16 protein-coding genes and 1 pseudogene are annotated in these 13265 nt (G+C 66.2%); 11 read left to right on the top strand and 6 right to left on the bottom strand.

What is annotated here, in order from left to right:
- Positions 1–112 precede the first annotated feature (112 nt).
- Positions 113–403 (bottom strand): PsiF family protein, encoded by a 291-nt coding sequence (locus GQ57_RS37235; RefSeq protein ID WP_031399248.1) that lies wholly within the window; start codon positions 401–403, stop codon positions 113–115.
- A 283-nt stretch (positions 404–686) separates the two neighbouring features.
- Here GQ57_RS37235 and GQ57_RS37230 point away from each other — a divergent pair, with 283 nt between their 5' ends.
- Complete coding sequence (locus GQ57_RS37230) at positions 687–1709, top strand: asparaginase (RefSeq protein ID WP_034200524.1); 1023 nt, start codon at positions 687–689, stop codon at positions 1707–1709.
- 83 nt (positions 1710–1792) lie between these two features.
- Here the strand turns inward: GQ57_RS37230 and lysM are convergent, their stop codons facing one another.
- From lysM to gcl, 5 genes are all read right to left on the bottom strand, one after another.
- On the bottom strand, positions 1793–2263 hold the full coding sequence (gene lysM / locus GQ57_RS37225; RefSeq protein WP_031399246.1) for a peptidoglycan-binding protein LysM: 471 nt from the start codon (positions 2261–2263) through the stop codon (positions 1793–1795).
- Between the two features lie 11 nt (positions 2264–2274).
- Complete coding sequence (locus GQ57_RS44205) at positions 2275–2400, bottom strand: hypothetical protein (protein WP_265183113.1); 126 nt, start codon at positions 2398–2400, stop codon at positions 2275–2277.
- A 336-nt stretch (positions 2401–2736) separates the two neighbouring features.
- Positions 2737–3627 carry a 2-hydroxy-3-oxopropionate reductase gene (locus tag GQ57_RS37220; RefSeq protein WP_031399245.1) on the bottom strand — a complete coding sequence of 297 codons (891 nt, stop codon included), beginning with the start codon at positions 3625–3627 and terminating at the stop codon, positions 2737–2739.
- Between the two features lie 41 nt (positions 3628–3668).
- Positions 3669–4478 carry a hydroxypyruvate isomerase gene (gene hyi, locus GQ57_RS37215; protein WP_031399244.1) on the bottom strand — a complete coding sequence of 270 codons (810 nt, stop codon included), beginning with the start codon at positions 4476–4478 and terminating at the stop codon, positions 3669–3671.
- Between the two features lie 44 nt (positions 4479–4522).
- Positions 4523–6298 (bottom strand): glyoxylate carboligase, encoded by a 1776-nt coding sequence (gene gcl / locus GQ57_RS37210; RefSeq protein ID WP_031399243.1) that lies wholly within the window; start codon positions 6296–6298, stop codon positions 4523–4525.
- A gap of 171 nt (positions 6299–6469) precedes the next feature.
- On the opposite strand from gcl, the gene GQ57_RS37205 reads away from it, so the two are divergent.
- The 10 genes and pseudogenes from GQ57_RS37205 to GQ57_RS42760 form a co-directional block, all read left to right on the top strand.
- Entirely contained in the window at positions 6470–7381 is a 912-nt protein-coding gene (locus GQ57_RS37205) for a LysR family transcriptional regulator (RefSeq protein ID WP_031399242.1), read from the top strand.
- 176 nt (positions 7382–7557) lie between these two features.
- The gene (locus GQ57_RS37200; protein WP_031399241.1) at positions 7558–8199 is read left to right on the top strand and encodes an RNA polymerase sigma factor; all 642 of its coding nucleotides are present in this window, start codon (positions 7558–7560) and stop codon (positions 8197–8199) included.
- Positions 8189–9103: an anti-sigma factor family protein gene (locus tag GQ57_RS37195; protein WP_034200523.1), complete on the top strand. Its 915-nt coding sequence runs from the start codon at positions 8189–8191 to the stop codon at positions 9101–9103. The genes GQ57_RS37200 and GQ57_RS37195 overlap by 11 nt, the downstream gene beginning before the upstream one ends.
- A 230-nt stretch (positions 9104–9333) precedes the next feature.
- Positions 9334–9708 (top strand): 30S ribosomal protein S6, encoded by a 375-nt coding sequence (gene rpsF / locus GQ57_RS37190; protein WP_006402295.1) that lies wholly within the window; start codon positions 9334–9336, stop codon positions 9706–9708.
- A gap of 40 nt (positions 9709–9748) precedes the next feature.
- Complete coding sequence (gene priB / locus GQ57_RS37185) at positions 9749–10048, top strand: primosomal replication protein N (RefSeq protein WP_031399239.1); 300 nt, start codon at positions 9749–9751, stop codon at positions 10046–10048.
- Between the two features lie 4 nt (positions 10049–10052).
- Positions 10053–10328, top strand: coding sequence for a 30S ribosomal protein S18 (rpsR, locus tag GQ57_RS37180; protein ID WP_006486248.1), 276 nt, complete (start codon positions 10053–10055; stop codon positions 10326–10328).
- Positions 10329–10355: 27 nt separating this feature from the next.
- On the top strand, positions 10356–10808 hold the full coding sequence (rplI, locus tag GQ57_RS37175; RefSeq protein ID WP_031399238.1) for a 50S ribosomal protein L9: 453 nt from the start codon (positions 10356–10358) through the stop codon (positions 10806–10808).
- Between the two features lie 145 nt (positions 10809–10953).
- Entirely contained in the window at positions 10954–12336 is a 1383-nt protein-coding gene (locus GQ57_RS37170; RefSeq protein ID WP_006486249.1) for a replicative DNA helicase, read from the top strand.
- A 138-nt stretch (positions 12337–12474) separates the two neighbouring features.
- Positions 12475–13101: a DUF47 domain-containing protein gene (locus tag GQ57_RS37165; RefSeq protein WP_031399237.1), complete on the top strand. Its 627-nt coding sequence runs from the start codon at positions 12475–12477 to the stop codon at positions 13099–13101.
- Between the two features lie 10 nt (positions 13102–13111).
- Positions 13112–13265 (top strand): annotated as a pseudogene (locus tag GQ57_RS42760) (inorganic phosphate transporter); the annotation flags it as partial.

Below are 13265 nucleotides of genomic sequence, written 5' to 3'. Positions count from 1 at the left end.
GGAGGGCGGGTAGGCGGGTAGGGAAGGGCGCGCGTCGATGCGCAGGCAACGAAAACAAAAATGCCGCGCCCGCCGAAGCGGAGCGCGGCATTCGATACGGGAGCGCCGGAACTCAGGCGGCCGGCTGGCTGCTCAGGCAGCTCTTCATGAACGCCTTGCGGTCGTCGCCCTTCTTGTCGGCGGCTTGCGTGTTGCACGCCTTCATCTTGTCCTGCTGCGACATCTTCTTCGCGGGCTTCGCCGACAGGCAGTCCTTCATGAACGCCTTGCGGTCGTCGCCCGTCTTGCCGGCTGCCTGGGTGTTGCAGGCCTTCATCTTGTCCTGCTGGCTGTTCGCCGCGAACGCGGGGGAAGCCAGCATGCCGCCGAGAAGTACTGCGGCTACGAGCGATTGGATTTTCATTTCGACACTCCCATGGGCTGAATTGCGTGTTATCGATGCCGTCACGAAGCACGGTGCGAGGTGGACAGGGCCGTATCGCACTGCGCGTTCCGATTATGGCAAATCAATGTGAAAACACCAAAATGGCACTTCCTGTAACGCTGCGGATGCCACAGCCGTTGACGGCGCCTCCGGCCGGGCGATCGGGACAAACCATGACGCGCGGCCGCCGGCGCCGGATGACACGCCGGCTGCCGCGCCGGAACCTGCCGGATCCCGGCCGCAAGCCATTACAATCGCGGCCATGAATACACCGAATCCCGCATCCCTTCCGTCGACGGCGGCGCTGCCGCGCATCGCCGTGCTCGCCACCGGCGGCACGATCGCCGGCGCCGCGCCCGACGCGACCAGCACGGCCGGCTACCAGGCCGGCGCGCTCGGCGTCAGCTTCCTGGTCGACGCGGTGCCGGCGCTCGCGTCGGTCGCGCGCATCGACGCCGAGCAGGTCGCCAGCATCGACAGCAAGGACCTCGCGCTGCCGCTATGGAATACGCTCGCCGCGCGGATCGACGCGCTGATGGCCGACCCGGCGGTCGACGGCATCGTGATCACCCACGGCACCGATACGCTGGAGGAAACCGCGTATGCGCTGCACCTGGTCGTCAGGGGCGACAAGCCGGTCGTGCTGACGGCTGCGATGCGGCCGGCGACCGCGCTGTCGTCCGACGGCCCGCTGAACCTGCTGAACGCCGTGACGGTGGCCGCGCATCCGTCCGCGCGCGGGCAGGGCGTGCTGATCGCGTTCAACAACCGGATCCATGGCGCACGCGACGTCGTGAAGACGAGCACCTACGCGGTCGACGCGTTCCAGTCGCCGGAACTCGGCGCACTCGGCTGGGTGCAGGACGGCCGCGTCGAATTCGCGCGCCGCGTCACGCGTTCGCGCGACACGCAACTGGCGATCGCCGCAGCCTGGCCGTCCGTCGAGGTCGTCGCGAGCTATGCGGGCGTGACGCGCACGGCCGTCGACGCGCTCGTCGCGGCCGGCGTGCGCGGCCTCGTCGTCGCGGGTACCGGCAACGGGTCGATCCACGCGACGCTGCAGGCGGCGCTGGCCGACGCGGCGAACGCGGGGGTGGCGGTGGTGCGCGCGTCGCGAGTCGGCTCGGGGCACGTGATGCGCAACGGCGCCGCGAACGACGATGCGCTCGGCTTCGTCAGCGCAGGGTCGCTGGGCCCGTTCAAGGCGCGCGTGCTGCTGATGCTCGCGCTCGCGAACGGCATTCACGATCGCGACGCATTGCAACGCGCATTCGATACGCTGTAACGCGGCGAACGGCACGCGCGGCGCGGCCCAATGAAAAAGGCAGGCCGACGGCCTGCCTTTTTTCATCGGTCCGGCAAGAATGCTCAGGACTGCGGCGGAATCACGAGCTTCTGGCCCGGATAGATCCGGTCCGGGCTCGACAGCATCGGCCGGTTCGCATCGAAGATCGCCGTGTTCTTCGAGCCGTCGCCGTAGTACTTCTCGGCGATCTTCCACAGGTTGTCGCCGGACACGACGTCGTGGTACTGCACTTGCGGATCGTCCGGCTGCAGATCGTCGTCGTTGACGCCCGCGACGCCCTGCACGTTGCCGGCGGCGACCTTGACCTTGGCCTTCGTGTCGAGGTCGGCCACGCTGCCCGACAGCGTCACGGTGCGCGACGCGCCGTCGAACGCCACGGTGAGGTTCGACGTATCGAGCCCCTGCGCGTTGATGTAGTTCTTGATTGCATCGGCCGCGGTCTGGTTGGCGGCATTCGGGTCGGCGGCCGCTTGCTCGTCGGCGTGACCCAGCAGTTTTTCACCCGCCTCTTTGATAAACGAAAGAAGACCCATCGTTGCACTCCTTAGGTGGTTGAAAAGAAAACGCGCCGTGAAGTGGCGAAAAAAACACCGCGCTGGGCGCGTCCACCGAAGGTGAGCGCAAGCGCGGCGGTTTTCTCGAAAGGCGTGGCGAAAGTGTAGGCGTTCATGGCGACGATTGCATGAAAAATCGCACGCTTGAACGTAAAGAAATGTAATACGCGAAATCCGACAGGCGGACACCCGACGACGACGTCTGACCGACCAAGGCTTCCCCGGCGCCGCCGGGTGCCGCTGCGGACCCCACCACGCCGCTCTCAGCCCAGAGCGGCGTTTTTCGCCCCGTCGCGCACGTGTTTGACGATGCGCGGCGGGGCGCCCCACCGTGATGCGCGAGTGCGTCGCGCATCGATGCGACCGGCCGCGGCCGGTCCTGCGTATGTCGTACGTGTGTCCGTCGTGGCGACGAACCGCACGTCATCGCATCGGTCGATTGCGGCCCGCGCTCAGCCTGCCGTCTTCTCGATCTCGAAGTTCGACATGATCTCGAGCGCACGCACGAGCGCCGAGTGATCCCATGCCTTGCCGCCGTGCGACGCACACACGCTGAACAGCTGCTGCGCGCTCGCGGTGTGCGGCAGCGCGAGGCCGAGCTTGCGTGCGCCGTCGAGTGCGAGGTTCAGGTCCTTCTGGTGCAGTTCGATGCGGAAGCCCGGGTCGAACGTGCGCTTCGTCATCCGCGCGCCGTGCACTTCGAGGATGCGCGACGCGGCGAAGCCGCCCATCAGCGCCTGGCGCACGCGCTCCGGGTCGGCGCCCGAACGGGCGGCGAACAGCAGCGCTTCGCCGACGGCCTCGATGTTCAGCGCGACGATGATCTGGTTCGCGACCTTGCAGGTCTGGCCCGCGCCGTTGTCGCCGACCAGCGTGATGTTCTTGCCCATCCTCTCGAACAGCGGCTTCGCGCGCTCGAAGGCCTGCTCGGGGCCGCCGACCATGATGGTGAGCGACGCCTCGCGTGCGCCGACCTCGCCGCCGGACACCGGCGCGTCGAGGTAGTCGCAGCCGAGTGCGTTGATCTGCTTCGCGAATTCCTGCGTGTCGAGCGGCGAGATCGAGCTCATGTCGATCACGAGCTTGCCGGCCGTCAGGCCCTTCGCGACGCCGTCGTCGGCGAACAGCACGTTACGCACGTCGGGCGTGTCCGGCACCATCGCAATGACGATGTCGGCGTGCTGCGCGACTTCGGTCGAGTTCGCGACGACCTTCGCGGCGGCGCGCAGGTCGTCCGGGATCGGGAACGCGCCGTTCAGGACGAGCGGGTAGTCGCCCTTGAGCAGGTTGCGCGCCATGTGCGCGCCCATGATGCCGAGGCCGATGAAACCGATGGTTGCCATGTGAAAGTCTCCTATAGGGCTGAAAACGGGAAGGGCGCTGCTCAGGCGGCGCGGCGCGCCGAACCCGGCGCGCAGCCGGCGACGTGCTGCAGCCAGCCGAGCCCTTCCGTCGTGGTGGTGCGGGGCTTGTATTCGCAGCCGACGTAGCCGGCGTAGCCGAGCCGGTCGAGCAGCGCGAACAGGAACGCGTAGTTGATCTCGCCCGTGCCCGGTTCGTTGCGGCCCGGGTTGTCCGCGAGCTGGACGTGGCCGATCGACGCGAGGTTGCGTTCGATCGTCGCGGCCAGTTCGCCTTCCATGCGCTGCATGTGATAGATGTCGTACTGCAGGAACAGGTTGTCCGAACCCACCGCGCGGATCACGTCGAGGCCTTCCGACGAGCGGTTCAGCGCGAAGCCCGGGATGTCGAAGCTGTTGCACGGCTCGACGAGCAGGCGGATGCCTTCGCGCTTCAATGCGTCGGCGGCGAAGCGCAGGTTGTCGACGATCGTGACGAACGTCTTGTCGCGCGCCGTGCTGGCCGACGGGATGCCGACCAGGCAGTTCAGCTGCGGCACCTTCAGCGCCTTCGCGTACTCGATCGCACGGCCGACACCCTCCTGGAACTCGCCGACGCGGTCGGGCAGGCAGGCGATGCCGCGCTCGCCCTGATCCCAGTTGCCGGCGGGCAGGTTGTGCAGCACGAGGCGCAGGCGATGCGTCTCGAGCCGCTCGGCAAGCTCCTCTTTCGCATACGGATACGGGAACAGGAATTCGACGGCGTCGAAGCCCGCGTCCGCGGCCGCCTTGAAGCGGTCGAGGAACGGCACTTCGTTGAACAGCATGGTCAGGTTTGCAGCGAACTTCGGCATGAGCTAAGCCTCTTCGGTCGGTCGGTCAAAAAATGTCGTGCGGTTCAGTCGAGCATCGAGATCGCGGTCGGCGCATGCTCGGCGGTTTCCGCGAGATCCTCGAATTCGTTGATCGCGTCGATTTCGGCGCCCATCGAGATGTTCGTCACGCGCTCGAGGATCACCTCGACGACCACCGGCACGCTGAACTCTTCCGCGAGCGTCTGCGCCTGGCGCAGCGCCGGTTCGATCTCTTCCGGCTTGAACACGCGCAGCGCCTTGCAGCCGAGGCCTTCCGCCACGGCCACGTGGTCCACGCCATAGCCGTTCAGCTCCGGCGCATTCACGTTGTCGAACGCGAGCTGCACGCAGTAGTCCATGTCGAACGCGCGCTGGGCCTGGCGGATCAGCCCGAGGTACGAGTTGTTCACGACGACGTGCACGTACGGCAGCTTGAATTGCGCGCCGGCCGCCAGCTCCTCGATCATGAACTGGAAGTCGTAGTCGCCGGACAGCGCGACGATCGGGCGGCGCGGATCGGCCGCGCGCACGCCGAGCGCGGCGGGGATCGTCCAGCCGAGCGGGCCGGCCTGGCCGCAGTTGATCCAGTTGCGCGCCTTGAACACATGCAGGAACTGCGCGGCGGCGATCTGCGACAGGCCGATCGTGCTGACGTAGCACGTGTCGCGGCCGAACACCTTGTTCATCTCTTCGTACACGCGCTGCGGCTTGACCGGCACGTTGTCGAAGTGGGTCTTGCGCTGCAGCGTGCGCTTGCGTGCCTGGCAGTCGGCGACCCAGGCGCCGCGATCCTTCAGCTTGCCGGCGGCCTTCCATTCCTGCGCGACCGCGACGAACAGTTCGAGCGCCGCCTTCGCGTCGGACACGATGCCGAGATCCGGGCCGAACACGCGGCCGATCTGGGTCGGCTCGATGTCGACGTGCACGAACTTGCGGCCCTTCGTGTACACCTCGACGCTGCCCGTGTGGCGGTTCGCCCAGCGGTTGCCGATGCCGAGCACGAAGTCGGACGCGAGCAGCGTGGCGTTGCCGTAGCGGTGCGACGTCTGCAGGCCGACCATGCCGGCCATCAGCGGGTGGTCGTCCGGAATCGCGCCCCACGACATCAGCGTCGGGATCACCGGCACGCCGATCGTTTCGGCGAACTGCACGAGCAGGTCTTCGGCTGCCGCGTTGAGCACGCCGCCGCCCGACACGATCAGCGGCCTGTCCGCGTCGTTGAGCATCGCGAGCGCCTTCTCGACCTGTGCGCGCGTGGCCGCGGGCTTGTAGACCGGCAGCGGTTCGTACGTGTCGATGTCGAATTCGATTTCGGCGAGCTGCACGTCGATCGGCAGGTCGACGAGCACCGGGCCCGGACGGCCCGAACGCATCAGATGGAATGCCTGCTGGAACACGCGCGGCACGAGCGCCGGCTCGCGCACGGTGACGGCCCACTTCGTGACGGGCTTCGCGATCGACTCGATGTCGACGGCCTGGAAATCTTCCTTGTACAGGCGGGCGCGCGGCGCCTGGCCCGTGATCGCGAGGATCGGAATCGAGTCGGCCGACGCCGAGTAGAGGCCCGTGATCATGTCGGTGCCCGCGGGGCCCGAGGTGCCGATGCACACGCCGATGTTGCCCGGCGCGGCGCGCGTGAAGCCTTCGGCCATGTGCGACGCGCCTTCGACGTGGCGGGCCAGCACGTGGCTGATGCCGCCGGACTTGCGCAGTGCGGAGTAGAACGGGTTGATCGCCGCGCCCGGCACGCCGAACGCGGTCTGGATGCCTTCCTTCTCGAGCACGAGCACTGCCGCGTCGACGGCTCTCATCTTGGCCATGAATGTCTCCTTGAATGTGGCGGATCTTGCGAATGGATCGGTTGAGGACACTTTAGGGATGCAGGAAAGGTTTGATAAGATCCGCCGGAGTCGCTTATTTCGAAACTAAAAGTATGGAATGACGGCCTGACGGGGTTTCCGCCACGGCCGGAACGGACACGGAGACGCGAGATGGATCGCTTCAAGCAGATCGAGACGTTCGTGCGGGTTGCCGATGCGGGCAGCCTCGCGGCGGCGGCGCTCGAGGAGGGCGTGTCGCCGGTGGTGCTCGGGCGGCGCATCGATGCGCTGGAGAAGCGCCTCGGCGTGAAGCTGATGTACCGCTCGACCCGGCGGCTGGTCGTCAGCGAGGAGGGCGCCGCGTTCCTCGAGCGCTGTCGCGGGCTGCTGTCGGAATGGGATCAGGCCGAGAACGAGCTGGCCGCCGGGCGGCGTGCGGTCAGCGGTCACCTGATCGTGTCGGCGCCGGCCGCGTTCGGGCGCAAGCACGTCGCGCCGCATGCGCCCGGCTTCCTGGCCGACAAGCCCGAGATGCAGCTGTCGTTCAACCTGACCGACCGTGTCGTCGACCTCGTCCGGGAAGGCTACGACCTGTCGATCCGTATCGGCGGCGCGGTCGATCCGAACTTCGTCGCGGTGAAGCTCGCGTCGAACCGGCGCGTCGTATGCGGCACGCCCGGGTATTTCCGGCGGCACGGCCGGCCGAAATCGCTCGACGATCTGCTGAAGCACAACTGCCTGGCCTTCAACCTGCAGGGCGGGCAGAACCGCGGCTGGTATTTCCAGCGCCACGGCAAGATCGCGACGATGCGCGTGACGGGCAATCTCGACTGCAACGACGGCGAGCTGCTGCATCGCTGGGTGGCGGAAGGCCTCGGGCTCGGCTGGCGCTCGACGTGGGAAATCGCCGCGCAGCTCGAGACGGGCGAGCTCGAGACCGTGCTCGACGAGTATGCGCTGCCCGACTACGACATCCTCGCGGTCTACCCGCAGCAGCGTTACGTGCCGGCGCGCGTGCGCTACTTCATCGACTATCTGCGCGCCGCCTACGCGCGCCCCGGTTACTGGAGCACCACGCCTTAGCGGAGCGGGCGGCCCCGGCCACGGGGCCGTTCCGGTTTTTTTACGCGCCAGGGGCGCGGCGCGGGAATAAACTCGACGCAACGACGGTATGGTCGGCAAGCGCGCACCGTGCCGGTCTGTCCGGGCGCCGTGCGCGGAACGGGCGCGGCTTCGGTCGCCGGGACCAGGGAGGCCATGTGGGGCAAGCCGGACAGGCGGTCGATGAACCGAGGGCAGACGACGCGGCCGCGCGCGGCGAGCGGTTTCGCGCGCTCGTGCTGCCGCATCTCGACGCCGCGTACAACCTCGCGCGCTGGCTGAGCGGCAGCGCCGGCGACGCCGACGACGTCGTCCAGGACGCGTGCATGCGCGCGCTGCGCTTCGTCGATTCGTGCCGGGGCGACAACGCGCGGCCGTGGCTGCTGACGATCGTGCGCCACACCTGGTACACCGAGTGGCGGCGCCGCACGCATGCGCACGAGGTCGCGCTGCCCGACACGCTCGACGACACCGACGTGCCCGACGACTGGCAGCCGGCGACGGAGGACCCGCTCGCGCACCTGCTGCGCGGCGAGAACGCGCGGATCGTGAATGCGGCGCTGGCGAAGCTGCCGCCCGAATACCGCGAGGTGCTCGTGTTGCGCGAGATGGAGGACCTGAGTTACCGCGAGATCGCGGCGATCGCGGACGTGCCGGTCGGCACGGTGATGTCGCGGCTCGCGCGCGGTCGCCGCAAGCTTGCCGCGCTGCTGGGCGACGCGCCGGCGGCGGCGAACGAAGGCCGGCCGGGCCGTGCGCCGGCGGGCGGAACCGCATCGGAGGCGATCGATGGACTGTAACGAAGCGCGCGCGTTGCTGGACGCGGACGTCGACCGCGAGCTGTCGGCGCCCGATGCGCTGCGGGTCCAGCAGCATGTCGAAGGGTGCGATGCCTGCCGCCGCGAGCGCGCGCGGATCGTCACGCTGGTACAGGCCGTGCGGCAGGCCGACTATCACCGCGCGCCGGATGCGCTGCGAGCGAGCATTCTTGCGAGCCTGCCGGCCGCCGCCGCGCCTGCCCCGGCTCCCGCCGCCGAACCGCCGCGGGTCGAACCGCGGGTCGAATCGCAACCGCAGGCGCAGCCCAGGCCGCGGTCGGGCGGCCGCCGCTGGTTTGCGTGGTGGCCGGCGGGGCGCGGCGGCGCGGCGCGACCGGCACAGGCCGGTGCATGGCCGGGCGCCGTCGCGCTGCCCGGACTTGGCTGGGGCGTTGCGCTGCTGGTGGCGCTGGCCGCGGCAGGCGGCATGGTGCTGTCCGCGCGCCATGCCGACACCGACCGCACGGTCGACGAACTCGTCGCGAGCCACGTGCGGGCCGACCTGTCGGCGCGCGACATCGACGTCATCTCGACCGACCGGCACACGGTCAAGCCGTGGTTCAACGGCCGGCTCGACTATGCGCCGCCGGTCGAGGATCTCGCGACGAACGGCTTCGCGCTGGTCGGCGGGCGGCTCGACTACGTCGGGCGCCGCCGCGTCGCGGTGCTCGTCTACCGCTATCGGCAGCACGTGATCGACGTCTACGTGCGGCCTGCCGGGGAAGGGCCGGCGGCGCCGTATGCGACCGTGTCGCAGGGCTATGCGCTCGATCGCTGGGACGCGGCCGGAATGACGTGGTGGGCGGTGACGGACGCCGAGCCGTCGGCGCTCGCGGCGTTCAGGACGGCGCTCGACGCACGGCTCTCGGGCACGCGCAGCGAGTGACGGCGGGGCGCCGGCCCGGCGCGCCGATGTTCCGACCCCGGTCGAGCGGCAGCCGAAGGGCGGCCGCTCGTGCCCGTTCGCCGTTTCAAGTCTTTGAAAACATGGCCGAATCCGCAGGCGCGGCGTCGATTGGTCTTGCATGAGCCCCGTATACGGGTTAGAATCTTCGGCTTCTCACTTGCCACACCGGTTCAGACGCCCGGGTGGCTTCAATCCACAAGGAGTGTGTAATGCGTCATTACGAAATCGTATTCATCGTGCACCCCGATCAAAGCGAGCAAGTGCCCGCGATGATCGAGCGTTACAAGACCACGATCACGTCGCACGGCGGTCAGATCCACCGTGTCGAAGACTGGGGCCGTCGCCAACTGGCCTACATGATCGAGAAACTCGCGAAGGCTCACTACGTCTGCATGAACATCGAGTGCGACCAGACGACGCTCGACGAACTCGAACACGCGTTCAAGTTCAACGACGCCGTGCTGCGTCACCTCATCGTCAAGATGAAGAAGGCCGAAACCGGCCCGTCGCCGATGATGAAGGAAGTTCAGCGCGAAGAAGCCAAGAAGGCGGCTGCAGCTCAGCCGACCGAAGCGCAGGCTTAAGTTCGTCATTCATTAAGCCATCAAGGAGCGCGTCACTCACGTGAACAGGTTGCAATTGACGGCGAGCGTCGTCGAACGCGCACCGGTGCGATATACGCCGGCAGGTGTTCCGATCGCAAGCGCCACATTGCATCACCGCACGGAAGTCGTCGAAGCAGGCATTCCCCGTCAGGTCGAAATGACGATCGAGGCGGTGGCGGCCGGTGAGGCGAGCGGCAAGCTGGAGCGTCGTGAAATGGGCGTCGAAACGCTGTTCACGGGCTTCCTGGCAAAGAAAAGCCGCAACGCGAGAACCTTGGTGTTTCACATCACAGCATTGCAGGACATTGGAAAGGACTGAAATCATGCCCCGCCCGACTGGTAAGAAATTCGACAAGCGTCGTCAGCAACAAAACCCGCTCTTCAAGCGCAAGAAGTTCTGCCGTTTCACGGCTGCAGGCGTCGAGCAGATCGACTACAAGGACACGGAAACGCTGAAGGACTTCATCGGCGAAAACGGCAAGATCACGCCGGCTCGTCTGACGGGTACGAAGGCGCACTATCAGCGTCAGCTGGATACGGCCATCAAGCGTGCGCGTTTCCTCGCGCTGCTGCCGTACACCGATCAGCACAAGGCGTAATCAGGCGACGCAATAAGGAGAATTCGAATGCAAATCATTCTGTTGGAAAAAGTCGCCAATCTGGGTAACCTCGGCGACATCGTCAAGGTCAAGGACGGTTACGCTCGCAACTTCCTGATCCCGAACCGCAAGGCTCGCCGTGCAACGAAGGAAGCGATCGCCGAATTCGAAGTTCGCCGCGCCGAACTCGAAAAGATCGCCGCTGAAAAGCTGGCAGCATCGCAGGCAGTCGGCGAGAAGCTGGGCGGCCAGTCGTTCGACATCACGCAGAAGTCGGGCGTTGACGGCCGTCTGTTCGGCTCGGTCACGAACGGCGACGTCGCGGAACTGCTGAAGAAGGCAGGTTTCGAGGTCGAGAAGCTGCAAGTTCGCATGCCGGAAGGCCCGCTGAAGATGATCGGCGAGCACACCGTCCAGGTCGCGCTGCACACGGACGTCGTCGTCGACGTCACGATCAACGTGATCGGCGACCACGCGTAAGCGTATGCAGGCTTCCCGGGCGGCTTCCGCCGTCCGGACAAGGGCAGGCGCCCGGGCAACCGGGGCCTGCCTTTTTTATTGCCGCATCACTATCACTGGCGGCCGGTATGGCGTCGTCCTGTGTAATTCGCGATAATCCCAACCCATGAACGCGCCGCAAGATCCCCAAATCGAATCGCTGAAAGTCCCGCCGCATTCGGTCGAAGCCGAGCAGTCGGTGCTCGGCGGCCTGTTGCTCGACAACGCGGCATGGGACCGGATTGCCGACTTCCTGTCGCAGGGCGATTTCTATCGCTACGACCACCGGATCATCTACGAGCACATCGGCCGCCTGATCGCGTCGACGCGCCCGGCCGACGTCGTGACCGTGTACGAAGCGCTGACCACGTCCGGCAAGGCCGACGACGTCGGCGGCCTCGCATACCTGAACGCACTCGCGCAGAACACGCCGAGCGCGGCGAACATCCGCCGCTACGCGGAAATCGTGCGCGACCGCGCGGTGCTGCGCCGGCTCGTGTCGGTTGCCGACGAAATCTCGGCCGATGCGTTCAATCCGCAAGGCAAGGAAGTTCGCCAGCTGCTCGACGAAGCCGAATCGAAGGTGTTCTCGATCGCCGAAGAGGGCGCGCGCGGCAACCAGGGCTTCCTCGAGATCGGTCCGCTGCTCACGCAGGTCGTCGAGCGGATCGACACGCTGTATCACACCGCGAACCCGAGCGACGTCACGGGCACGCCGACGGGCTTCGTCGACCTCGACCGGATGACGTCCGGGATGCACGGCGGCGAGCTGATCATCGTCGCGGGGCGGCCGTCGATGGGCAAGACCGCATTTTCGATGAACATCGGCGAATACGTCGCGGTCGAGTACGGGCTGCCGGTCGCGGTGTTCTCGATGGAAATGCCGGGCACCCAGCTCGTGATGCGGATGCTCGGCTCGATCGGCCGGCTCGATCAGCACCGGATGCGTACCGGTCGCCTGACGGACGAGGACTGGCCGAAACTGACTCACGCGGTACAGAAGATGAGCGAGGCGCAGCTCTTCATCGACGAGACGGGCGGCCTGAACCCGATGGAGCTGCGCTCGCGTGCGCGGCGTCTCGCGCGGCAGTGCGGCAAACTCGGCCTGATCATCGTCGACTACCTGCAGCTGATGTCGGGTTCGTCGCAGGGCGAAAACCGCGCGACCGAAATCTCGGAAATCTCGCGATCGCTGAAGAGCCTCGCGAAGGAGCTCGACGTGCCGGTGATCGCGCTGTCGCAGCTGAACCGCGGTCTCGAACAGCGTCCGAACAAGCGTCCGGTGATGTCGGATTTGCGTGAATCTGGCGCAATCGAACAGGATGCGGACGTGATCCTGTTCATTTACCGTGACGAAGTCTACAACCCCGACAGCCCCGACAAGGGTACGGCCGAAATCATCATCGGCAAGCAGCGTAACGGCCCGATCGGTCCTGTTCGCCTCACGTTCCTGGGGCAATACACGAAGTTCGACAACTTTGCCGGGGCGCAAACCTTCTACGGCGAGTAAAGCCGGTTGTAAACCCCTAAATTGCCAAGCGTTGTATCCAATCCCGTCGCGCGCATAAGTGCGCGGCGCGGCCTGACCGGAAACGGTACAATGTCGCCCGTTTTCGTGACAGTAGTTTGACAATCTCTCAGGAATCCCATGTTCGGTCGATTCATGCCCACCGAGGGCAAGTTCTTTGAACTCTTCAATGCGCACGCGAAGTACATCGTTGCCGGTGGCCGCGAGCTCGAACTGCTGATCGACAATCTCGCCGACGCCGAGATTCACAAGCAAAACGTGCAGACCGCCGAGAAGGCCGCAGACAAGCTCACGCACGAAGCGATCGATCTGCTGCACAAGACTTTCATCACGCCGCTCGATCGCGACGAGATCCACAAGCTGATCACGACGATGGACGACGTACTCGACCTGATGGAAGACGTCGCGACCGCCGTGTCCCTGTACGACGTCCGCGCGGTCACGTCCGAAGCGAGCCAGCTCGCGCATATCGTCACGCAGTCGGCCCAGCACGTGCAGCAGGCGGTCTCGATGCTGTCGGACATGAAGCAGTCGGCACAGATCCTGAAGGCATGCGAAGAGATCGACCGCTGGGAATCGGAGGCCGACCGCGTGCTGCGCGCCGCCATGTCGAAGCTGTTCCGCGAGGAAGACGACGTGAAGACGCTCATCAAGCTGAAGGCGATCTACGAGCTGCTCGAAGAGATTACCGACAAGTGCGAGGACGTCGCGAACATCATCGAAGGCATCGTGCTGGAAAACGCCTGAGCGGACCACGATGCATTCGATACAACTCGCCCTCTGGATGGTCGCGACGCTCGTGCTCGTCGCGCTCGTATTCGACTTCATGAACGGTTTTCACGACGCGGCGAACTCGATCGCCACCGTCGTGTCCACCGGGGTGCTGAAGCCCCAGCAGGCCGTGGTGTTCG

This window comes from Burkholderia sp. MSh2 (assembly GCF_000731655.1).
GTDB classification, from domain to species: Bacteria; Pseudomonadota; Gammaproteobacteria; order Burkholderiales; family Burkholderiaceae; genus Burkholderia; species Burkholderia paludis.
This window is presented reverse-complemented; position numbering and strand designations above follow the sequence as displayed.

Excerpts from the sequence above, each read along its gene's own strand:
- GQ57_RS37235 (WP_031399248.1), bottom strand. The coding sequence starts at position 403 with ATGAAAATCCAATCGCTCGTAGCCGCAGTACTTCTCGGCGGCATGCTG.
- GQ57_RS37230 (WP_034200524.1), top strand. The coding sequence starts at position 687 with ATGAATACACCGAATCCCGCATCCCTTCCGTCGACGGCGGCGCTGCCG.
- lysM (WP_031399246.1), bottom strand. The coding sequence starts at position 2,263 with ATGGGTCTTCTTTCGTTTATCAAAGAGGCGGGTGAAAAACTGCTGGGT.
- GQ57_RS44205 (WP_265183113.1), bottom strand. The coding sequence starts at position 2,400 with ATGAACGCCTACACTTTCGCCACGCCTTTCGAGAAAACCGCCGCGCTT.
- GQ57_RS37220 (WP_031399245.1), bottom strand. The coding sequence starts at position 3,627 with ATGGCAACCATCGGTTTCATCGGCCTCGGCATCATGGGCGCGCACATG.
- hyi (WP_031399244.1), bottom strand. The coding sequence starts at position 4,478 with ATGCCGAAGTTCGCTGCAAACCTGACCATGCTGTTCAACGAAGTGCCG.
- gcl (WP_031399243.1), bottom strand. The coding sequence starts at position 6,298 with ATGGCCAAGATGAGAGCCGTCGACGCGGCAGTGCTCGTGCTCGAGAAG.
- GQ57_RS37205 (WP_031399242.1), top strand. The coding sequence starts at position 6,470 with ATGGATCGCTTCAAGCAGATCGAGACGTTCGTGCGGGTTGCCGATGCG.
- GQ57_RS37195 (WP_034200523.1), top strand. The coding sequence starts at position 8,189 with ATGGACTGTAACGAAGCGCGCGCGTTGCTGGACGCGGACGTCGACCGC.
- rpsF (WP_006402295.1), top strand. The coding sequence starts at position 9,334 with ATGCGTCATTACGAAATCGTATTCATCGTGCACCCCGATCAAAGCGAG.
- rpsR (WP_006486248.1), top strand. The coding sequence starts at position 10,053 with ATGCCCCGCCCGACTGGTAAGAAATTCGACAAGCGTCGTCAGCAACAA.
- rplI (WP_031399238.1), top strand. The coding sequence starts at position 10,356 with ATGCAAATCATTCTGTTGGAAAAAGTCGCCAATCTGGGTAACCTCGGC.
- GQ57_RS37170 (WP_006486249.1), top strand. The coding sequence starts at position 10,954 with ATGAACGCGCCGCAAGATCCCCAAATCGAATCGCTGAAAGTCCCGCCG.
- GQ57_RS37165 (WP_031399237.1), top strand. The coding sequence starts at position 12,475 with ATGTTCGGTCGATTCATGCCCACCGAGGGCAAGTTCTTTGAACTCTTC.